This is a genomic window from Thermus sp. NMX2.A1 (assembly GCF_000511705.1).
Lineage (GTDB): Bacteria > Deinococcota > Deinococci > Deinococcales > Thermaceae > Thermus > Thermus scotoductus.
Genome location: NZ_ATNI01000128.1, coordinates 1 through 19,018, shown reverse-complemented (window position 1 = coordinate 19,018; position 19,018 = coordinate 1). Strand labels below are relative to the sequence as shown.

General features: G+C 66.6%; 23 protein-coding genes, 1 tRNA gene and 1 rRNA gene. 18 read left to right on the top strand and 7 right to left on the bottom strand.

Annotated features, from left to right (window positions below; genetic code table 11):
* From TNMX_RS12260 to TNMX_RS12220, 10 genes are all read left to right on the top strand, one after another.
* Positions 1-253, top strand: a 253-nt coding sequence (locus TNMX_RS12260; RefSeq protein ID WP_371180299.1) for a hypothetical protein, incomplete at its 5' end; no start/stop codon positions are given.
* Between the two features lie 166 nt (positions 254-419).
* On the top strand, positions 420-2,633 hold the full coding sequence (locus tag TNMX_RS12255) for a DUF3987 domain-containing protein (protein WP_038032612.1): 2,214 nt from the start codon (positions 420-422) through the stop codon (positions 2,631-2,633).
* Between the two features lie 278 nt (positions 2,634-2,911).
* On the top strand, positions 2,912-4,960 hold the full coding sequence (locus TNMX_RS12250; protein ID WP_038032610.1) for a bifunctional 3'-5' exonuclease/DNA polymerase: 2,049 nt from the start codon (positions 2,912-2,914) through the stop codon (positions 4,958-4,960).
* Positions 4,957-5,241, top strand: coding sequence for a hypothetical protein (locus TNMX_RS12245; RefSeq protein ID WP_038032609.1), 285 nt, complete (start codon positions 4,957-4,959; stop codon positions 5,239-5,241). Before TNMX_RS12250 ends, TNMX_RS12245 begins: the two co-directional genes overlap by 4 nt.
* A gap of 19 nt (positions 5,242-5,260) precedes the next feature.
* Positions 5,261-5,449, top strand: a complete 189-nt coding sequence (locus TNMX_RS12240; protein WP_015716578.1) for a hypothetical protein — start codon at positions 5,261-5,263, stop codon at positions 5,447-5,449.
* Entirely contained in the window at positions 5,446-5,682 is a 237-nt protein-coding gene (locus TNMX_RS12235) for a hypothetical protein (RefSeq protein ID WP_038032607.1), read from the top strand. Before TNMX_RS12240 ends, TNMX_RS12235 begins: the two co-directional genes overlap by 4 nt.
* Positions 5,683-5,757: 75 nt before the next feature.
* Positions 5,758-5,976, top strand: coding sequence for a hypothetical protein (locus TNMX_RS12230; RefSeq protein WP_038032606.1), 219 nt, complete (start codon positions 5,758-5,760; stop codon positions 5,974-5,976).
* Positions 5,977-6,181: 205 nt separating this feature from the next.
* Entirely contained in the window at positions 6,182-6,361 is a 180-nt protein-coding gene (locus TNMX_RS12225) for a helix-turn-helix domain-containing protein (RefSeq protein WP_015716575.1), read from the top strand.
* A complete protein-coding gene (locus TNMX_RS13490) occupies positions 6,351-6,482 on the top strand; it encodes a hypothetical protein (RefSeq protein WP_015716574.1) in 132 nt (43 codons plus the stop codon). The genes TNMX_RS12225 and TNMX_RS13490 overlap by 11 nt, the downstream gene beginning before the upstream one ends.
* A complete protein-coding gene (locus tag TNMX_RS12220) occupies positions 6,482-7,657 on the top strand; it encodes a site-specific integrase (RefSeq protein WP_015716573.1) in 1,176 nt (391 codons plus the stop codon). Before TNMX_RS13490 ends, TNMX_RS12220 begins: the two co-directional genes overlap by 1 nt.
* A gap of 77 nt (positions 7,658-7,734) precedes the next feature.
* On the opposite strand, the gene TNMX_RS12215 is transcribed toward TNMX_RS12220, so the two are convergent.
* Positions 7,735-7,809, bottom strand: a tRNA-Val gene (locus TNMX_RS12215).
* Positions 7,810-7,900: 91 nt separating this feature from the next.
* On the opposite strand from TNMX_RS12215, the gene TNMX_RS12210 reads away from it, so the two are divergent.
* The 3 genes from TNMX_RS12210 to phoU are packed head-to-tail and all read left to right on the top strand — an operon-like array spanning position 7,901 to position 10,181.
* Complete coding sequence (locus tag TNMX_RS12210; RefSeq protein WP_038032605.1) at positions 7,901-8,614, top strand: response regulator transcription factor; 714 nt, start codon at positions 7,901-7,903, stop codon at positions 8,612-8,614.
* A complete protein-coding gene (locus TNMX_RS12205) occupies positions 8,611-9,504 on the top strand; it encodes a HAMP domain-containing sensor histidine kinase (protein ID WP_019549875.1) in 894 nt (297 codons plus the stop codon). The genes TNMX_RS12210 and TNMX_RS12205 overlap by 4 nt, the downstream gene beginning before the upstream one ends.
* A gap of 14 nt (positions 9,505-9,518) precedes the next feature.
* A complete protein-coding gene (gene phoU / locus TNMX_RS12200; protein ID WP_019549874.1) occupies positions 9,519-10,181 on the top strand; it encodes a phosphate signaling complex protein PhoU in 663 nt (220 codons plus the stop codon).
* Between the two features lies 1 nt (position 10,182).
* Here phoU and prfB read toward each other — a convergent pair.
* Positions 10,183-11,281, bottom strand: a protein-coding gene (gene prfB / locus TNMX_RS12195) for a peptide chain release factor 2 (protein WP_126218360.1) whose coding sequence is annotated in 2 segments (ribosomal slippage) — positions 10,183-11,229 and positions 11,231-11,281 — 1,098 coding nt in all. Because the reading frame shifts where the segments join, the coding sequence is not laid out codon by codon here.
* 83 nt (positions 11,282-11,364) lie between these two features.
* Here prfB and TNMX_RS12190 point away from each other — a divergent pair.
* Positions 11,365-11,811 carry a hypothetical protein gene (locus TNMX_RS12190; protein WP_038032602.1) on the top strand — a complete coding sequence of 149 codons (447 nt, stop codon included), beginning with the start codon at positions 11,365-11,367 and terminating at the stop codon, positions 11,809-11,811.
* Between the two features lie 12 nt (positions 11,812-11,823).
* Here TNMX_RS12190 and TNMX_RS13455 read toward each other — a convergent pair whose 3' ends face one another.
* The 3 genes from TNMX_RS13455 to murA all read right to left on the bottom strand — a co-directional run bounded on the left by TNMX_RS13455 (position 11,824) and on the right by murA (position 14,464).
* Positions 11,824-12,555 (bottom strand): transposase, encoded by a 732-nt coding sequence (locus tag TNMX_RS13455; protein WP_256378179.1) that lies wholly within the window; start codon positions 12,553-12,555, stop codon positions 11,824-11,826.
* A gap of 18 nt (positions 12,556-12,573) precedes the next feature.
* A complete protein-coding gene (locus TNMX_RS13450; RefSeq protein ID WP_253269414.1) occupies positions 12,574-12,990 on the bottom strand; it encodes a helix-turn-helix domain-containing protein in 417 nt (138 codons plus the stop codon).
* 178 nt (positions 12,991-13,168) lie between these two features.
* Positions 13,169-14,464 carry a UDP-N-acetylglucosamine 1-carboxyvinyltransferase gene (gene murA / locus TNMX_RS12180; RefSeq protein WP_019549871.1) on the bottom strand — a complete coding sequence of 432 codons (1,296 nt, stop codon included), beginning with the start codon at positions 14,462-14,464 and terminating at the stop codon, positions 13,169-13,171.
* Between the two features lie 86 nt (positions 14,465-14,550).
* On the opposite strand from murA, the gene TNMX_RS12175 reads away from it, so the two are divergent.
* From TNMX_RS12175 to meaB, 4 genes are read left to right on the top strand one after another with little or no spacing between them, the layout of a single operon-like run.
* A complete protein-coding gene (locus tag TNMX_RS12175) occupies positions 14,551-14,763 on the top strand; it encodes a hypothetical protein (protein ID WP_015716565.1) in 213 nt (70 codons plus the stop codon).
* A 1-nt stretch (position 14,764) separates the two neighbouring features.
* On the top strand, positions 14,765-16,582 hold the full coding sequence (locus TNMX_RS12170; protein WP_015716564.1) for a PQQ-binding-like beta-propeller repeat protein: 1,818 nt from the start codon (positions 14,765-14,767) through the stop codon (positions 16,580-16,582).
* A gap of 4 nt (positions 16,583-16,586) precedes the next feature.
* Positions 16,587-16,961, top strand: coding sequence for a RidA family protein (locus tag TNMX_RS12165; RefSeq protein ID WP_019549869.1), 375 nt, complete (start codon positions 16,587-16,589; stop codon positions 16,959-16,961).
* A 32-nt stretch (positions 16,962-16,993) separates the two neighbouring features.
* Positions 16,994-17,938 carry a methylmalonyl Co-A mutase-associated GTPase MeaB gene (meaB, locus tag TNMX_RS12160; RefSeq protein WP_015716562.1) on the top strand — a complete coding sequence of 315 codons (945 nt, stop codon included), beginning with the start codon at positions 16,994-16,996 and terminating at the stop codon, positions 17,936-17,938.
* Here meaB and TNMX_RS12155 read toward each other — a convergent pair.
* Positions 17,935-18,417, bottom strand: a complete 483-nt coding sequence (locus TNMX_RS12155) for an NUDIX hydrolase (protein WP_019549867.1) — start codon at positions 18,415-18,417, stop codon at positions 17,935-17,937. The two genes, meaB and TNMX_RS12155, sit on opposite strands and share 4 nt — an antisense overlap.
* Before the next feature lie 91 nt (positions 18,418-18,508).
* A 16S ribosomal RNA gene (locus TNMX_RS12150) occupies positions 18,509-19,018 on the bottom strand; the annotation flags it as partial.

Sequence of the window (19,018 nt, the reverse complement as noted above, 5' to 3'; positions counted from 1 at the left end):
TACAGCCATTGCTATTCCCGTTTTACCACGAAAACATGGGGCCATGCACGAGAAGAGGTTGCTCACGCCGGAAGAACTGCGAGATTACCTGGGACGGGACAAAGTTGGGAGGGACCTAAGCTACGAACTTGCCCGGCGCTACGGGGTGCGCTTGGGACGGCGCTGGCTGGTGCCGCTTCGCGTGGCCGAGGCTCTGGCGGAAGGCCGCCTGGAGGAGCTTGAAACCCCCGGGATGGGGCCCCGGGGGCGGTAGGGGGTGGCGTGGATGGTGCGCCTAGGGGCATTCTACACGGAAAAATGCCCGTTTTGTGGGAGCCCCGTCCCGGAAGACCCCGAGCGCTACGACCTCGGGGGCCGCATCTTCTGCCCGCGCTGTGGGGCCGAATGGCCCGGTGAGGAAGGCGGGGAGGAGGTGGGCCGTGATTGAACACTTTGCTTCCCGGCCCCAGCCCCGCACCCTCCTCGGGGAGCTTGTGGAGGGGGGCAAGCGGGTGTGGTGGGAAAACCGGCCCCCTTCGGAGGAGGACCTTCAGGCCCACCTCGAGGGCCGCCGGCTCCTCGGGCTGGTGCCGGACAAGGTGGTGCACCTTGACCTTGACCGCACCGGGCTTAAGGACCTTCGGCCCCTAGTTGAGGTCCTGAACGCCTTGCAGATACCCGCCTACGCGGGCCCGGGCAACACTCGGGGCTCCAAGGTCTGGATTTTCCTGGAGGAACCCCAAGAAGACCTCGAGGCTCTGGCCCGAGGGTTAGCCCGCATGGCCAAGCTTCTCCTCGGGGAGGAGCACGCGGTGGAGGGGTACCCGAACGGCCAGCACGGGCTCTTCCTCCCCCTATTCGGCCACCTAAACGGCCAGCCCCGGCCCCTCTACGAGGCTTGGAGCAAAAGCCCCGTTTCCCTTCCCTTCCGGCCCCGGTACGCCAGCCCGGAGGCCATACGCCGGTTGGTGCGGGCTGTGCCGTTCCTGGAGGTTGCTTTGCAACGCCGCCCCTCGGGGCCACGGCATGAAGCGGCCATGGCGGTTTTGAATGTGGCCCACCGGGCCGGGGTGCTGGAAGAAGCGAAGGCGCTCTTGGGAAGCGAAGCGGTGTTCGCCAGGTGGGAGCTTGCGGATACCCGCACCCTCGAGGATTGGAGGGAGGAACTAAGCCGGCTGACCGAAGCCGCAAGCTCATCGGATTACCCGAATAAGCGCGGCATTCCCTTCCTCAAGGAGGTGGGGCTTGACCCCAGCCCCATCGCCAAGCTCCTCGGGGAGGAGCCCAGGGAGTGGCCCAAGCCCAAGCCCCTGGAGGAGCTGGAAGCCCCCTTGCCCCCCTGGAAGCGGGGGCTCCTCCCCCCGGCCATGGAGGACCTGGCCAACGCCCTAGCCGGCCAGCTTCTCGTGGAGCCCACCGCCCCCGCCGTGGCCATGCTGGCCGCCGTGAGCGCCGTCCTGGCCCACCGCAAGCTGGCGGTGGCCCCCGAGCCCGCGAACGCCGGTTGGGAGGAAACCCCCGTCCTTTGGGCGGTGCTGGTGGGACCGCCGGGAAGCGGGAAGACCCCCATCATCCGGGAAGCCGCAAAGCCCCTTTGGGCCATTGAGCAAACGCTTGCCGAAGAGAACCGGCTGGCCCAGGAGGAGTACGAGCAGGAGCTTCTGGCGTGGCAAGCCGCCAAGAAGGGGGAGCGGGGCGAGAAGCCCACGCCCCCCGTTCCCCGCCGGCTGGTGATTGGGGACGCTACATGGGAGAAGCTGGCCAGCATCTTGGAAGGCAACCCCGCCGTGCTGGCCGTGGTGGACGAGCTAAAGGGGCTCCTCCTCTCTTGGCGGAGGGAGGACCGGGCCCAGGGGAGGGCGTTTTTCCTGAGCGCCTACCACGGCACCCCTCATGTGGTGGACCGGGTAGGCCGGGGAACCACTTACCTCCCACGGCCACAGGTGGCCCTCCTCGGAGGCGTTCAGGTGGGGCCGTGGCACCAAGTGGTGCGGGGTGGACTTGGCAAAGGAGAGGACGCGGACGGGCTACTGCAGAGGTTTGCCCCCGTGGTCCTTGACCCCCTTCCTCCGGTCAAGGAGCCCCCTCCGGTGCCGGAGGAAACCCTTTGGGGCTACCGGGACCTGGTGATGCGGCTCTGGGCTGAGGAAGTGCCCACGATGGTCAGCCCCTCCCCCGAGGCGTACCGGCTCTGGAAGGAGTGGCGCTTTGAAACCCTCCAGGAGCAACGCAACCCTGAGCTTCCCGAGGCGTGGCGCGGGTACCTGAGCAAGCGGATGGGGCTCACGGCCAGGCTTGCGGGCATCCTTAGCGCCTTGTGGGGCGAACCGGGGGTGATAAGCGAGAGGACCATGGCCCGGGCCATCTTCCTGGTCAAGGCCATCCTTGAACCCCACGCCAAGCGGGCTTGGCGCGTGGGAGAGGTGGGGGACATCTCCCCGGCCATCCGGCTGGCCAAGCGGCTCAAGGAGGGGAAGGTGGTGCGCTTCACCCGCCGGGAGGTGTACCGGAACGAGTGGGGTGGCATCACCACTTCCGAGGAAGCGGGCCGGGCCCTCTGGCTTCTGGAGAAAGCGGGGTGGGTGGTGTATGACCCCGAGGCCCGGGCCTACCTGGTCAACCCCCGCATACGGGAGGTGGGTCGTGAGGACTAACCCCCCGAAAAGGTACCCGACAAACCCGACAAGGGGGGTCAAAACGGCCAAAAAAGCCGTCCTGGACAGCGAAAACCCTTGTCGGGTGGTTCACCCGACAAGGCCCGACACTACCCGACAGGACCCGACAGCCTACCCCCACCGCCCCTTTTGTCGGGTGGTGTCGGGTGAGCGCGGGGCACTCAACCCGACACGGGTTTTTACGATGAGGGTGGGCGCAAACGCCACGCCGGAGGTGGCTTGTCGGGTTTGTCGGGTGGGTTTGGAGGTGAGTGTGTATGCCCATTGACCTCGAGGCCCTGGCCCGACTCATTGACTCGGGAACCCACCCGGCAAACCCGGCACCGGGGGAAAAAGAGGCTAAAAACTCCGTCCTGCACGATGAAACCCCCTGCCGGGTGGGGTACCCGGCACCTACCCGGCAAGCCCCTGCAGAACCCGGCACCCCTCCCCGTGCCGGGGAAGTGTCGGGGGGTGTCGGGTGGGTGTCGGGTAGGGTACCCGACAGCGATTTTGCCGATAAGGATGGGCATAAACCCCGCTTTGAAGGGGGGCTGTCGGGTTTGTCGGGTGGGTTTTCGGGGGGGCATGTAGCTACCCCCGAGGCTGGGGTGGTGGAGGTGGCCGGGTTGCCGGAGGGGGTGGAGGGGTTTGAACTCCACTACATCCCGGAAGTAGGCCCCGGCATGGGGGAGCTTTTGGACCTCCTCATGCGCCAGCCCGTCCTGGGGGTGGACCTGGAAACCACGGGGCTTGACCCCCACACCTCGAGGCCCCGGCTCCTCTCCCTGGCCATGCCGGGGGCGGTGGTCGTCTTTGACCTGTTCGGCGTTCCCCTTGAAGTCTTCTACCCCCTCTTCTCCCGGGAGGAGGGGCCCTTGCTGGTGGGCCACAACCTGAAGTTTGACCTCCTCTTCCTCCTCAAGGCCGGGGTGTGGCGGGCTAGCGGCAAGAGGCTTTGGGACACCGGACTGGCCCACCAGGTGCTCCACGCCCAAGCCCGCATGCCCGCCCTCAAGGACTTAGCGCCGGGGCTAGACAAGACCCTGCAGACCTCGGACTGGGGTGGCCCCCTCTCCTCGGAACAGATGGCCTACGCCGGTCTTGACGCGGCCGTGCCTCTGGTCCTGTACCGGGAGCAGAGGGAACGGGCCAGAACCCTCAGGCTTGAGAAGGTCCTGGAGGTGGAGCGCCGCGCCCTTCCCGCCGTGGCGTGGATGGAGCTTAAGGGGGTGCCCTTCGCCCCGGAACTCTGGGAGGAGGCGGCCAGGGAAGCGGAACGGGAGGCGGAAGCCCTACGCGGGGAACTCCCCTTCGGGGTGAACTGGAACAGCCCCGCCCAGGTGCTGGCCTACCTGAAGGGGGAGGGTTTGGACCTCCCCGACACCCGGGAGGACACCCTGGCCGGCTACCGGGAGCACCCCCTGGTGGCCAAGCTCCTCCGGTACCGGGAAGCGGCCAAGCGGGTGAGCACCTACGGGAAGGAGTGGGCCAAGCACCTGAACCCGGCCACGGGACGCATACACCCTTCCTGGCAACAGATAGGGGCGGAAACGGGCCGCATGGCTTGCCGGAAGCCCAACCTTCAGCAGGTGCCCCGGGATCCCGCCCTGAGAAGGGCCTTCCGGCCTAAGGAGGGGCGGGTCATGCTCAAGGCCGACTTCTCCCAGATTGAGCTACGGATTGCCGCCGCCATAGCCAAGGAGGGGCGGATGCTCAGGGCGTTCCGGGAGGGGAAGGACCTCCACGCCCTCACCGCCAGCCTGGTCCTGGGGAAGCCCCTGGAAGAGGTGGGCAAGGAGGACCGGCAACTGGCCAAGGCGCTGAACTTCGGGCTTCTCTACGGGCTGGGGGCGGAAGGGCTGAGGAGGTACGCCCTCACCGCCTACGGGGTGAAGCTCACCCTCGAGGAGGCCCAGAAGCTTCGGGACGCGTTCTTCCGGGCTTACCCCGCCCTGAAGCGCTGGCACCGGTCCCAGCCTGAGGGGGAGGTGGTGGTGAGGACCCTCTTGGGCCGGAGGAGGACCACGGACCGCTACACGGAAAAGCTCAACACCCCGGTACAGGGAACCGGGGCGGACGGGCTCAAGATGGCCCTGGCCCTCCTCTGGGAGAACCGGGGCCTACTCTGGGGAGCCTTCCCCGTCCTGGCGGTGCATGACGAGGTGGTGCTGGAGGCCCCCGAGGAGGGGGCCAAGGAGTACCTGGAAACCCTCACCGCCCTCATGCGCCAGGGGATGGAGGAGGTGCTTGGGGGCGCGGTGCCCGTGGAGGTGGAAGGAGGCATCTACCGGGACTGGGGGGCCACGCCGTGGGAGGAGGCATGACCGCGAAGGAGCGTTTGGCGCTTGAGGTTGACCTGGAGGGAGCGGGACCCCCGGAAGTCCCGGGCCTCGAGGTTGGGCCGGAGGACCCTTCCCCCTTCCACGCCGTGGCCAGGTGGGTAGCCGCCATGTGGCCGTGGTGCCGTTTCGCGGGCATCACGGCCCGCATGTGGCCCTACCTTGGGGGGAAGTTTCTCCGGGAAGCGGTGGACCTTGGCCCCCTCGGGTGGGTTTGGACGGACGGGCCTAAGACCCTCTGGGCGTGGCAACCCCCCGGGGGGTGAGGGGTGAGGAGGTGAGAGAATGCCCACGCGCAAGAGGACTCTCGGGGATTTGGAAGGGGCCACGAGGCTGGTGTGGAAGGCCCTAAAACGGGCCGCCCACGCCGTCTTCCAGGGGGCCACGGTGTACGCCAAGCTCCACGAGGTGAAGGAACTCCGGGAGCGGGTGGAGGCGTTGGAGGAGGCGATTGAACTCCGGAGGGCGATATGAGGAGCACCTTACGGAAGGTGGAACGGCTGGTGCAGAGGTGGAGGAGCAAAGAGGTGCCCTTAATCGTGGTGGTCCATGACGGCCAGGCCCTGGGCTTCCCGCGCCTCGAGTTCTCCCCGGGGGAGGCCATAGCCCCCGGGGCCCGGTACTGGTGGTTGTTTGTTGCGAGGGCCCCCGGGGAGAAAGTCCGCAAGGCCCTGGAGGTGCTGGGGGGCGGGAGGCGGACGGCATGACTCGCGGCTGGGCTACATCCGGGCTAAGAAAGGGCTACGGCAAGGAGGACAAAAGGAGGGCGAAAGGAGGACGGCATGACGGCGATTGAACGGCTAAGGGCACGGTTGCGTGAGGCGGTACCGGGGCGGCCCACCTGGCTGGAGTACGACGAGGAGCTAGGGCTGTGGTGTGCCGGGGTGCTGTGGGATGAGGAGGAAGACCTGGTGGATGAGGAGGCCGCGGAGGATGCCCACACCGCCCTGGAGCGGTTGGGGTACACGATTGGCCTCGACGTAAGGGGCTGGGGTAGGTAGATACTGGGCCCCCGGAGAGGGGGCCCTTAAAAGCCGTTTTAGGCCGGAAGGCCAGAAACGCCGTGCTGGAGCCCTCTCCTATGCCCTCAGGGGGGGCTTACCCATTCTGAGTTTTCTGAGTTTCCCCCCACCTTCGCGAAAGAAAGATTTCGCGAATGAACACCCCTCACTACCCTCCTCCGGGCTTCTGTGGTATCTTACGGGCATGCAAGGAGAAGTCTTGACCGTGGAGGAAGTGGCCAAGCTCCTCCGGGTTAGCCGCAAGACGGTGGAAAAGCTCATCTACGCCAAAAAGCTCCACGCGGTGAAGGTGGGCCGGGTTTGGCGCATCCCGAGGGCCGCCGTGGAGGCGTTCTTGGGGGGGAAGGAGTACCGTGAACCTTAGAAAGCTCTGGTCCTGGCTTCGCTTCGCCAAGATGCTGGCCCGGGGCCGGGTGGGCAAGCGGTGGGCCCTACGCCGGGCCCGGTGGCTTTGGCGCAAGGGGAGGAAGCGTAGGAGGTGGTGATGCGAAGGCGCGGCAAAGGGGGCGGAAGCGTCTTCTACCACGAGGGCAAGGGGAAGTGGGTGGCCCAGCTCACCTGGGTAGACCCCGCCACGGGCCGGAAGGTCAAGCGGGAGAAGCATTGCGAAACCCGCAAGGAGGCCGAAAGGGCCCTGGCGGATATGGTGGCCGCCCAGGCCAAGGGGCTCCTCACCGACCCTTCCAGGCTCACCACGCGGGACTTCGCCCTGGAGTACCTGAAGCGCCTGGAGCGGGAGGGGCTTAGGCCGAACTCCATCCGCCTGGCCTTGGACGAGCTGGCCCACGCCCTCCCCTCCCTCAAGGACCCCAAGGCCCACGACCCCCTGGGCCGCATGCGGCTCCAGGAGGTGAAGCCGGTCCATGTGCGGGCCGCCGTGGACCGGGTGGTGGAAGCAGGCTACGCCCCCCGCACCGTGGGCCGGGTGCTCATGCGGCTCAAGGCCCTCTTCCGGGAGGCCCTACGGCTGGAACTGGTGGCCAGAAACCCCGCCGAAGCCGTGAAGGTGCGCCTGCCCAAGGGGGAGAAGGCGGCCAGGGCCCTGGAGCCCCACGAGGTGGCCCGGCTTCTGGAGGCCGCCGAAGCCTCCCGGTCCAAGGACATGGCCCTGCTCCTCCGGCTCATGCTGGAAACCGGGCTCCGCCGGGGCGAGGCCCTGGCCCTGCAATGGCGGGACATAGACCTGGAGGCCGGGGAGCTTACCGTGGGACGGGCTTGGGTAAAGGTGGCCGGAAGGGGAGCCTTCTCCGAGCCCAAGACCCCCACGGCCAAGCGCAAGGTGCCCTTGCCCCGTGGCCTCCTCCTTCGCCTGAAGGCCCGGAGGGAGGAGCTTCTGGCAAGGCTCACCCCGGAGGAGGTGGACGGGCTCTTCCTGGTGGGCGGGGTAAAGCCCGTGGATCCGGACGCGTTCAACCACTACCTGCGCCGCCTGGCGGAAAGGGCGGGCCTGGGCCGGGTGAGGGTGCACGACCTCAGGCACACCTGGGCCACCCTGGCCCTCTCCCGGGGCGTGCCCCTGGAGGTGGTGAGTGAGCGGCTGGGCCACGCCAGCCCCACCATCACCCTGAATGTGTACCGCCACCTTCTGGAGGAGGAGCGCCGGGGGTGGGTGCTGGACCTGGAAGAACTTCTCTACCCCGCCCCCCGCGCCCAAGCCTGAACGGATAGACCGGCTGATAAACCGGCTAAAGGGTTTCCCCCCACGCTACCGTGGGGGGAAGCTTTGCGTCCTGGAGCTGGTGGGCGGCGTAGGACTTGAACCTACGACCTCTCGCGTGTGAGGCGAGCGCTCTTCCGCTGAGCTAGCCGCCCCCAGGCCTTTTGCAGGGTAGCATGGGCCAAGGAGGCCTGTCAAGCAAAGGCCCTGACCTTCCTCTGACAAGGCTCGGGCTAGACTAAGGTCGTGGCCACGGTCCTTGTGGTGGAGGACGAGCCAGCGGTGCGGCTTGGGGTGCGGCTGGCCCTGGAAAAAGCCGGACACAGGGTGCTGGAGGCCGCCACCTCCCAGGAAGCCTGGCCAAGGTTGCGGGAGGCGGAAGCCGTGGTCCTGGACTGGATGCTCCCCGACGAACCCGGCACCCGGCTCCTGGAGCGTATGCGTCAAGGAGCCTACCCCGAGCTTCCCGTCCTCATGCTCACCGCCAGGGCCGAGGTCCGGGATCGGGTGGAGGGGCTTTCCCGAGGGGCCGACGACTACCTGGTAAAACCCTTCGCCACCGAGGAACTTTTGGCCCGCCTCGAGGCCCTCCTGCGCCGTGCGGGCAGGCGAAAGGTGCTCCGGCGCGGACCCCTTCTCCTGGACCTGGAGCGCAAGGAGGCCAGCCTGGACGGCAGGCCCCTACCCTTAACCCGGCGGGAGTTTGAACTGCTGGCCTTCCTGGCCCAGCGCCCGGGCCGGGTCTACTCCCGGGAGGAGCTTCTGGAAGCGGTCTGGGGTCAGGACTACCTGGGCACCCCGAGGACGGTGGACCAGCACGTGCTCCAGCTCCGGGAGAAGCTAGACGAAGATCCCAAGGCCCCTCGCTTTCTGGAAACCGTGCGGGGCATGGGGTACCGCTTCAAGGTGGCCCCGCAAGAAGCGAACCCCGGTCCCAGCCAGACCAAGGGGGAAGGGTGAACGAACTTCTGGCCGAGGCCTGGGAGAAAGCCCTGGAGGGCCTGGTCCTTCACCGGGACGGGCAGGTCCTCTACCTGAACCCCAAGGCAGAGGAGCTTTTGGAGGTGAGCCGGGAAAAGGTGGTGGGCCGCCCCCTACTCCTCGCCCTCCGGGACCACCGCCTCGAGGCCCTGGCCCTCCACGGGGGCGAGCGCACCCTGGAGGTGCGAAGCCGTACCCTTAGGGTGAGGGCCCTTCCTGGCAGACTCTACCTTCTGGACGAAACGGAGCTAAGCCGGCGCCTGGAGGCCCTGGAGGAAGCCACCCAGGCCCTGGCCCACGAGCTTCGCACCCCCCTGGCGGGGATGGGGCCCCTCCTCGAGGCCCTCACCCCCAGGACCCTCCAGGAGAAGGAGGTGCTGGACCTCCTCAAGGGGGAGGTGGCCCGCCTATCCCGCTTGGTGCGGGACCTCTCCCTCATCCAACCGGGCCCCAAGCGCACCTTCCCCCTGGAGGAGCTCTGGCCTCGCCTGGAGAGGCTTCTTAGGGAGAAAATCCGGGAAAGGCGGGTGGAGGTCCACCTGCCCCACACCGCCCACACCGACCCCGAGGCCCTCTTCCAGATCCTCCTTAACCTTCTGGACAACGCCCTCAAGTACGGCCAAGATCCCATCCGCCTCCTCTCCCGGGAAGAGGGGGGGCGCCTTTTGCTGGAGGTGCGGGACCAAGGGCCGGAACTTCCGGATTACGAACTCCTCTTCCTGCCCCGCCACCGGGGGTTCCAGGGAGGAGCCGGGCAGGGCTTGGGCCTCTACCTGGTACGCCGGATCGCCCAGGGCCTGGGTGGGGAGGCCTACGCCCTGAGGGACGGGGCCGAGAACGTTTTTGGCGTGGCTCTTCCTCTAAACTGAGGCAAGGAGGCGAGATGCGCGAGGTACTGGACAAAGCCCTAAACGAACTGGTGGGGGAAACCCTGAGGATGCTCTCCCTGGTTCGGGAGATGACCCAAAAGGCCACGGAGGCCCTGGTGGAGGGGAACCGGGCCAAGGCCGAAGAGGTCATCGCCAAGGACCAGGAGGTGGATGCCCTGGAGCTTAAGATCGAGAACCAGGCCGTAGCCGTCATCGCCCGGCACCAGCCCGTGGCCTCGGACCTTCGGCTCATCTTCACCATCATCAAGGCCCTCACCGACCTGGAACGGGCCGGAGATTACGCCATGCACGTGGCCGAGGACGCCCTCCTTTTGGCGCAGGAACCCCCCCTTAAGCGCTACGTCACCCTCCCCGAGATGGGCAAGAGGCTTCTGGAGATGATGGACACCCTGGGCAAGGCGGTGGCCGAGCGGGACCCCGGGCTTGCCCGCAAGGTGGTGGAGATGGACGACCAGGTGGACGGCCTCTACGAGGAGGTGACCCGGGAGCTCATCACCTACATGCTGGAAGATCCCCGCACCCTCACCAAGGCCCTCACCCTCATGCGGGTGGCCCGGAGCTACGAACGGCTTGGGGACCACCTGGAGAACATCGCCGAAAGGGTCATCTACTGGCTCACCGGGGAGGTGTACAAGGCCCCGGAGGACGTTTACTAAGCTACTCGGCTTCCACCTCCTCTACCCCTTGGCGGCGGCCCGCCTTCCACTCCAACCCCGCCCAGATGAAGTCCAGGAGGTCCCCGTCCAGGACGTTCTGGGGGTCAAAGCGCATGAGGCCCGTGCGGTGGTCCTTCACGTACTGCTTGTCCAGGACGTAGCTACGGATCTGGCTTCCCCACTCGATGGGCCGCACCTCGCCCCGGAGCTTCCTGAGTTCCTCCTGCTTCTTCTTCCACTCCAGCTCGTAAAGCCGGGAGCGGAGGACCTTCATGGCCAGCTCCTTGTTCTTGATCTGGCTCCGGGTGGTCTGGCAGGTGACGGTGATCCCCGTGGGCAGGTGCACGATGCGCACGGCGCTATCGGTGGTGTTCACCCCCTGGCCCCCGTGCCCCTGGGAGCGGAACACGTCGATGCGCAGGTCCTCGGGCCGGATGACCACCTCCACGGTGTCGTCCACCTCGGGCATCACCTCCACCCCAGCGAAGGAGGTGTGGCGGCGCCCCGAGGCGTCAAAGGGGGAGGGACGGACCAGGCGGTGAACCCCCGCCTCGGGGGCGAGGAGGCCGTAAGCGTTTTCCCCCCGGACGATGATCTGGGCGTAGTCGATGCCCGCCTCCGCCCCGGGGGTCACGTCCACCACCTCCACCTGGAACCCCTGGCGCTCGGCGAAACGGGTGTACATCCGCAAAAGCATCTCCGCCCAGTCGCAGGCCTCTGTGCCCCCGGCTCCGGGCTGGATGGTGAGAATGGCGTTCTTCTCCGCATGGGGGAAGGAAAGAAGCGTCTCGTGGTAAAGGCTTTCCAGCTTCTTGGCCGCCTCCAGAAGCTCAGGCCTAAGGGCATCCCGCTCCTCTGCGGGAAACTCCTGCCACAGCTCCAGGAGGCCCTCGAGGTCGCTCTCCAGGGAGCGGAAGGTATCCACCGTGCGCCGCAGGCGGGCGGCCTCCTGGCTTATCCGCCTAGCCTCCTCCGGGTTCTGCCAGAGGGCCGGGTCTTCCAGGCGTTTCTCCAGCTCCTTTAAACGGGCTTCCTTTCCGGGGATGTCAAAGATACCCCCGGAGGCTATCCAGGCGTTCGCGCAAGAGTTCCAGGTCCATACCGCATCCCAGTATAGGGAAAGGCGAAGCCCGATACAAGCACCCTTGCGTCTAATAGGCTAAGGATGTATGATAGTTATGCTATGGACTTACAGAAGCTGGCCGCCAGCCTACAAGAGGCCTATCCCCAGGGCCTGCCGGGGGAGCGGGAGGCTTTGGTGACCCTCTTGTTAGGGCGGGGGATACCCCAGCCGGAGGCCCTGGAACTGGCCCGGGCCCTCGAGGCCCAGGGTTACGCCCACTTCCTTCCGGGCGAAAGGCCCCGCTGGGCCTTCACCCGCCGCCCCGTGGACCTCAAGGCCCTCATGCGGGCCCTGGACCAGGAATACCCCGAGTTCGTGGGGGAGGGGGATGAGGAGGAAGAGGCCCTGGCCTTCCTCGCCCTCCGCCTGGAGGGGGACCGTCAGGTGGCCAAAGAGGTGCTGGAGGCCCTCCGGGCCGCGGGCTACGTGGAAAAGGCCTACCACCCCGAGCAGGTACGGGACCGCCTCCTGTTCCGTTTCCCCGAGGCCCTACGCCTCTACGCGTGACGACTCCCCGGACTAAAGTCCAGGGCTTCTCGGGCATGGTATTGCTACCCCCGAAGGCCCCGTCCAGGCCCTAGCCAGGATGTTCTGCGCTGCCGCCACGTCCCTGTGCAGGAGCGTACTGCACTGTGGGCAGGTGTACACCCGCACCCACAGGGGGCGTTTTTCTCTGTGCCCGCACACCGGGCAGTCCTGGCTCGTATGTTTGGGGTCAACCCCCACGACCCGCCTACCAGCCTCTTCCGCTTTGTAGGCGAGGATTGCGAGAAACTGGGCCCAGCCCGCGTCGTGTACGCCCTTGGCTATATGGGAGCGGGAAAGGGCTTGAACGTTCAGGTCTTCGTGGACGATGGTTCCATAGCGGTTCACCAGCTTTCTGGCCACCTTGTGGTGGAAGTCCCTGCGCTGGTTGGCGATCTTGCGGTGGAGCTTGGCTACCTTGAGCCTGGCCTTCTTCCTGCCGCTCTTTCCCTTCTTCTTCCGGGAAAGCTCCCTTTGGGCCTTGGCCAGCTTCTCCTCGGCTTTCTGGAAGTGGCGGGGAGCCTCTACCATCTCCCCCTCCGAGGTAACGAGGAAGTGGGGGTTGGTGCCCAGGTCTATGCCGATGGCCTCCTCGCTTGGAGGCAAAGGCTTGGGGTCCACCTCGGTGATGAAGATGATGTACCAATGCTCGCCTTCCCGCTTAACCGTCGCCGTCTTGATCTTCCCTTCCAAAGGGCGGTGGAGCTTAACCTTGACGGAGCCAATCCCGTGGCTGCTTTCCCGTCAGGGAAACACCTTGAGGAGTACACGCCTTCCCCCATCCTGGAGCTTGACCCCGGTTTCGTAGGCCTGGGGGAAGGTAAAGGAGTCGTAGCGCCCCTTCCCCTTGAAGCGGGGGTAGCCCGCTTTCTGTCCCGCCTTGACCCTACGGAAGAAGCCCTTGAACGCCAGGTCCACCCGTTCGATGACGTTCTGCAAGACCTGGGAATGAATGTGCTTGTACTCCGGCAGCTCGGCCCGTATCTCGGGCAGATACCTCTTCTGTTCGTAGAAGCCGACAGTCCTCCCGGCCTTCTTGTAGGCATCTCTACGCTCCTGCAAGGCCGCGTTGTACAACTGGCGGCACAGCATCAGCGTCTTGTCCAAGTCCCGCCGTTGGGGCTTGGTGGGGTAAAGGCGGTATTTGAAGGCTTTGCGCATGGCTGGCTTCTTCTACACTGTACCAAATCCGTGTCCACCTGTGGTGGACGTGGGGGAGTCCATGTATCCCCGGTTTAAAAACCGGGGGATTATAGCTCCCCCACACCCCCTCTTTTCTCTAAGCGCGCCAGGGGGCTTCATACTACCCCGTGCGAGCCCAAGCCCGCATGGGGTGGTATCAGTCCGCCGCCAGGGCCAAGGGGGTCTCCTCCAAACCCACCCTGGCCCCTAAGGCCTTCAGGCGCTCCTCCAGGTGCTCATACCCCCGTTCCAGAAAGTAGACCCCTTCGATCTCGGAAACCCCCTCGGCGCTCAGGGCGGCCACCACCAGCCCGCCCCCGGCGCGAATATCCAGGGCCTTCACCTGGGCCCCGCGCAGCCGCTTGCCGTTAATCAAGAGGGTCCGGTCCCGAAGGTAAAGCTCGGCCCCCATCCGGGCCAGCTCCCCCACATGGGTGAAGCGGTCCGGGTAAACCCGGTCGGTGATGGCGCTCTGCCCGGGAACCGTGGCCAGATAGGCGGTAACGATGGGCTGAAGATCCGTGGGGAAGCCGGGGTACTCCCGGGCCTCCACGAAGAAGGGCTTGGGATCCGGTACGGCCCAGAACCGCACCCAGTCCTTCCCCACCTCCACCCGGTGCCCGGACTGCTGAAGCTTATCCAAAAGGGCATCCAGGTGGTCGGGGCGCACCTCCCTTAGGGTGATGGACCCCCGGGTGGCCGCCGCCGCCAGGAGGTAGGTGCCGGCCTCTATGCGATCGGGGATGATGCGGTAAGTACCCCCACCAAGCTGCCTGGCACCCCGGATGTGCAGGATGGGGCTACCCAGGCCGTGGACCTCCACCCCCAGCATCCGCAAGAAATGGCCCAGGTCCTCCACCTCCGGTTCCATGGCCGCCTGCACCACGGTGGCCTCGCCCCCAAGGGCCACCGCCAGCATGGCCTGCTCGGTTCCGCCCACCGTGGGCAGGTCGAAGACCACCCTCCCCGCCAGGGGACGGGTCCTTCGGGCGTAGAAGGTGTTCTCCTCCTCCACCACCTCGGCCCCCAGGGCCCGCAAGGCCTTCACGTGCTGGTCCACGGGCCTGGCCCCAAAGGCGCACCCCCCCGGCAGGGAGATCCGCCCCTCCCCCACCCGGGCAAGAAGGGCCCCCCAGACGATGAAGCTGGCTCGCATCTGCCCCACCAGCTCATAGGGGGCGTGGGTGTTCCGGATCTCCGGGGTGTGCAGGTGGAGGGTGCGTCCTTCCCACTGGTAACGGGTGCCCAGGTGGGAAAGAAGCTCCAGCATCACCTCCACGTCCCTCAGCCTGGGCACCTCCACGAGGGTGATGGGCTCGGGGGTGAGAAGGCTTGCCGCCAGGATGGGCAAGGCGGCGTTTTTAGCCGGATAAATGCGCAACTCGCCGGAAAGGGGCTGGCCTCCCTCAATCCGCAAGATCCTGCTGCCCCGCCGCGAGTCCTTGAGCATCATACACACCTTACTCAAGGTGAGAATAAAAGGGGCCATCCACATTGTCAAGAGCATGCGTTCTTTGCTACACTCTCCCAAGGGAAGGTATGCCCAAGAAGGAGAAGAAGCGGCTGCAGGTGGTCATCTCCGAGGAACAGGACGCCCTCCTCACCCGGGCGGCCTACGCCCTTTCCAGCCCCGAAAGGCTGGTTTCCAAGTCGGAGGTGGTGCGCCTGGCTATCGCCAAGATCGTGCAGGAGCTGGAGGGCAACAAGGAGGAGCTGGCCGAACTCCTGAAGCAGCTGGAGCCCGAGGAATAAAATGACGGGCATGGTCCTGGGCGGGCGGTACCGCCTCGAGGCCTCCTTGGGTTCTGGGGGCATGGCCGAGGTGTGGCGGGCGGTGGACGAGCGCCTGGGCCGCAAGGTGGCGGTGAAGCTCCTCCACCCCCGGGCCCTTCCCCCCGAGAGGGAGCGGTTTCTCCTGGAGGTGCGGGCTCTTTCCCGTCTCTTCCATCCGGGCATCGTCCAGGTGCTCGACCTGGGGGAGGTGGAGGGGCGCCCCTACTTCGTGATGGAGCTGGTGGAGGGGGGTACCTTTGACCGCCTCGGCCCCTTTGAGGAGGGCCCGGAAGGGGAAAGAATCCTCGAGGCAGCCATCCAGGTGATGGAAGCCCTGGCCCACCTCCACGCCCAGGGCATCCTCCACCGGGACCTCACCCCTAAAAACATCCTCCTCACCAAGGAGGGGCATCCCAAGGTCATGGACTTTGGTCTAGCCTACCTCTTGCAGGAAAGCCGCCACCTGACCCGCACCGGCTACACCCTGGGCACCCCCACCTACATGGCCCCGGAACAGGCCAAGGGCCTGCCCCTTACCCCCCGGGCTGACCTCTACAGCCTGGGGGCGGTCCTCTACCGCACCCTTACCGGCAAACCCCCCTTCGAGGGGGAAAACGATCAGGCCATCCTCTTCCAGCACGTCTACGAGTCCCCTAAGCCTCCCCAGGCTTTGAACCCCACCATCCCTTCCGGGGTGGCGGAGGCGGTGCTCTCCCTTTTGGCCAAGCACCCGGAGGAAAGACCCTCCCACCCCAGCCTTTTCAAGAGCCCCCTGCAGGAGTTCCAGGCCCTTCGCCTTGCCACCCCCCGGGCCGGGTCCAGCCGCTCGGGCCACTATCCCCTGGCCCCTGACCCCCGCAGGCTTTCCCTGAAGGGGAAGGTGGACCTGGGAGGGGAGGCCGCCTGGCCCGGGGAGATGGTCTACGCCCACGGCCGGGTCTACCTGGGGGCGGGGCGGGGCCTGGTGGAGGTGGACCTCCTCTCGGGAACGGTACGCCGGGAAAACCTTCCCGAGGAGGTCACCGCTCCCCCGGTGGTGCGGGGTGGGGTATACGTGGCCGCCTGGGACGGCCGGGTGCGCCGCTTCAAGGCCCAGGCCCTGGAGTGGAGCGCCGACACGGGGGCAGAGATCACCGCCGCTCCCCTGGTCTTGGGGGAGCGGGTCTTCGTGGCCAGCCGGGACGGAAGCCTCTATGCCTTTGAGCGGGACCGCCTCCTCTACCGTTTCCAGGCGGGAGGCCATCTCTCCGCCAGCCCCACCTTCCACCGGGGCCTCCTCTTCCTGGCCTCGGAGGACGGGTTCCTCTACGCCCTGGACCCGGACACGGGCGCCTTGCGTTACAAGGTGAAAACCAGCCCCGTGCACGCTCCCGTGGCCGCCTACCGGGGGGTGCTCTTCATCCCCACCTGGGAGGGGGAGATCTACGCCTTTGATCCCTTGAGCCGGGAAACCCTCTGGAACACCGCCGTGGAGGGCGAGATCTGGGGCGGGCTGGCCCTGGACGAGGAGCGGGTCTATGTGGCCGCCTGGGACGGGGTCTTGAGGGCCCTGGACCAGGCCACGGGGGAGGAGGTGTGGAGCCTCGAGGTGGGCAAGGTGACGGCAGGCCTTTCCTACGCTGCCGGGCATGTGTACGTGGCCACGGAGGAGGGGCGCTTCCTGGCGGTGGACCAAAGGGGCCAGGTGGTCTTTGAAGCCACGGGTCTGGGGGCAGTGCAGGTACCGCCTCTGCCCCTGGCCCAGGAGATCCTGGTGGCCAACCTGGCGGGGAAGCTCTTCCGCTTCGGCGTAGGATAGGGGCATGGAAGCGGTGAGCACGGATAAAGCTCCCCAGGCCATCGGCCCCTACTCCCAGGCGGTGCGGGCCGGGGGGCTGGTCTTCGTTTCCGGTCAGATTCCCCTGAAGCCCGACGGCACCCTGGTGGAGGGGGATATCCGCGCCCAGACGGAGCAGGTCATGGAGAACCTGCAGGCCATCCTGGAGGCCGCAGGCTCCAGCCTTTCCCGGGTGGTTCAAACCACCTGCTTCCTTTCGGACATGGAGGACTTCCCCCTTTTTAACGAGGTCTACGCCCGCTATTTCTCGCCCCCCTACCCGGCCCGGGCCACGGTGGCGGTGAAGGCCTTGCCCAGAGGGGTCCGGGTGGAGGTGGCCTGCATCGCCCTGGCGGATTAGGGCACGAGGGCAAAAGAGCGTAAAATATCGGCATGACAGTCCAGGAAAGCCAAGCGGAAGAACTTCTCCACCGCTTTCGCCAAGGGGATGTGCGGGCCCTGGCCCGGGCCCTCACCCTGGTGGAATCGGGACACCCTGTGGGGCAGGAGCTCCTTAAGCGCCTGCGGGGACAGGCCCGGGCCAAGGTGGTGGGCATCACGGGAAGCCCGGGAGCCGGCAAGAGCACCCTCACCGACCGCTTGATCCTGGAGGCCAGGAAGCGGGGGGAGCGGGTAGGGGTCTTGGCGGTGGACCCCTCCAGCCCCTTCACCGGAGGGGCCATCCTGGGAGACCGGATCCGCATGATGCGCCACCACCAGGACCCGGGGGTCTACATCCGCTCCCTGGCCTCGAGGGGAGCCCTGGGGGGCCTGGCGGGGGCCACGGTGGCCGCCTTGGCCCTTCTGGAGGCCTTCGGCTTTGACCGCATCTTCGTGGAAACCGTGGGGGTGGGGCAAAGCGAGGTGGACATCGCCCGGGTGGCGGACACCACCCTTCTCGTCCTCACCCCAGCGGCGGGGGATGCGGTGCAGGCCTTCAAGGCCGGGGTCATGGAGATCGCCGACCTCTTCGCCGTGAACAAGTTTGACCTACCCGGCGGGGAGAGGATCATCCAGGAGTTGAAAAGCGCCCTGGAGCTGGCCCCTCCCCGGCCCGGGGGATGGCACCCTCCCATCTACCCCACGGTGGCGGCCACCGGGGAAGGGGTGGAAGCTCTCTTTGAGGGGCTGGAGGCCCATTACCAGCACCTCGTGGCCCACGGGCTCCTCGAGGCCCACCGCCTGGAACGGGCCCGTTTTGAGGTGGAAAGCGTCATCCAGGAGTGGGGGCGGAAGCGGACCCAAGGCGCAGGCGACCTGGTAGCCCGGGTGGCCCGGGGGGAGCTTTCCCCGGAGGAAGCCGCCTTGGCCCTTCTGGACCCCAAGGCCCACCCCTAGGCCCCAGGCTCCGGGGAGGAATCCTGCCGGGAGGGACGCCAGCGGGCCAGGGCCTTTAAGAGCATCTCCCGCTCGTTGGGGTAGGAAAGGCGCTCCAGGGCCTCCGAGGCAGGCAGGAAAAAGGCCTCCTCCACCTCGGTGGGCTGGGGCCTGGGTTCGCCCCCGCGATAGGCCATGAGAAAGTAGTACACCTCCTTGCTCACCGTGACCGGTTCTCCTCCGTTCCGCACGGTGAAGTAGTAGCGCACCTTGCCCAAGGGGGAAACCACCGCTGCCTCCACCCCGGTTTCCTCCCGCACCTCCCGCACCGCCGTCTCCGGGTAACGCTCCCCAGGCTCCACCTGCCCCTTGGGAAGGGTCACCACCCGTCCTTCCTTCAGGGACACCACCAATACCTCGGGAACCCTTCCCCGAAGGACCACACCCCCGGCGGACACCACCCGCTTTCTGGCCACCCGGACCTGACGCTTCCTCCGCACGCTGTTCCGCCTCCTGGCAACAAAAAAGGGCGCCCGAAGGCGCCCCCAAAGGACCTCAAAAAGGGGAGAGCAGGGGCATCATGCTCCTTAGAAAGGAGGTGATCCAGCCGCACCTTCCGGTACAGCTACCTTGTTACGACTTCGCCCCAGTCACGAGCCCTACCCTCGGCGCCTGCCCTAAGGCTCCCGGCGACTTCGGGTAGAACCCGCTCCCATGGCGTGACGGGCGGTGTGTACAAGGCCCGGGAACGTATTCACCGCGGCATGGCTGATCCGCGATTACTAGCGATTCCGGCTTCATGGGGTCGGGTTGCAGACCCCAATCCGAACTACGCCCACCTTTTTGCGATTCGCTCCCCATCACTGGGTCGCTTCGCTCTGTAGTGGGCATTGTAGCACGTGTGTCGCCCAGGCCGTAAGGGCCATGATGACCAGACGTCGTCCCCGCCTTCCTCCTGCTTTCGCAGGCAGTCCCCTTAGAGTGCCCGGCCCAACCCGCTGGCAACTAAGGGCAGGGGTTGCGCTCGTTGCGGGACTTAACCCAACATCTCACGACACGAGCTGACGACGGCCATGCAGCACCTGTGCTGGGGCTCCCTCA

Bases quoted from the DNA above. Each gene is read 5' to 3' on its own strand.
- TNMX_RS12250 (WP_038032610.1), top strand. From the start codon at position 2,912: ATGCCCATTGACCTCGAGGCCCTGGCCCGACTCATTGACTCGGGAACC.
- TNMX_RS12245 (WP_038032609.1), top strand. From the start codon at position 4,957: ATGACCGCGAAGGAGCGTTTGGCGCTTGAGGTTGACCTGGAGGGAGCG.
- TNMX_RS12240 (WP_015716578.1), top strand. From the start codon at position 5,261: ATGCCCACGCGCAAGAGGACTCTCGGGGATTTGGAAGGGGCCACGAGG.
- TNMX_RS12235 (WP_038032607.1), top strand. From the start codon at position 5,446: ATGAGGAGCACCTTACGGAAGGTGGAACGGCTGGTGCAGAGGTGGAGG.
- TNMX_RS12230 (WP_038032606.1), top strand. From the start codon at position 5,758: ATGACGGCGATTGAACGGCTAAGGGCACGGTTGCGTGAGGCGGTACCG.
- TNMX_RS12225 (WP_015716575.1), top strand. From the start codon at position 6,182: ATGCAAGGAGAAGTCTTGACCGTGGAGGAAGTGGCCAAGCTCCTCCGG.
- TNMX_RS12220 (WP_015716573.1), top strand. From the start codon at position 6,482: ATGCGAAGGCGCGGCAAAGGGGGCGGAAGCGTCTTCTACCACGAGGGC.
- phoU (WP_019549874.1), top strand. From the start codon at position 9,519: ATGCGCGAGGTACTGGACAAAGCCCTAAACGAACTGGTGGGGGAAACC.
- TNMX_RS12190 (WP_038032602.1), top strand. From the start codon at position 11,365: ATGGACTTACAGAAGCTGGCCGCCAGCCTACAAGAGGCCTATCCCCAG.
- TNMX_RS13450 (WP_253269414.1), bottom strand. From the start codon at position 12,990: ATGCGCAAAGCCTTCAAATACCGCCTTTACCCCACCAAGCCCCAACGG.
- murA (WP_019549871.1), bottom strand. From the start codon at position 14,464: ATGATGCTCAAGGACTCGCGGCGGGGCAGCAGGATCTTGCGGATTGAG.
- TNMX_RS12175 (WP_015716565.1), top strand. From the start codon at position 14,551: ATGCCCAAGAAGGAGAAGAAGCGGCTGCAGGTGGTCATCTCCGAGGAA.
- TNMX_RS12170 (WP_015716564.1), top strand. From the start codon at position 14,765: ATGACGGGCATGGTCCTGGGCGGGCGGTACCGCCTCGAGGCCTCCTTG.
- TNMX_RS12165 (WP_019549869.1), top strand. From the start codon at position 16,587: ATGGAAGCGGTGAGCACGGATAAAGCTCCCCAGGCCATCGGCCCCTAC.
- meaB (WP_015716562.1), top strand. From the start codon at position 16,994: ATGACAGTCCAGGAAAGCCAAGCGGAAGAACTTCTCCACCGCTTTCGC.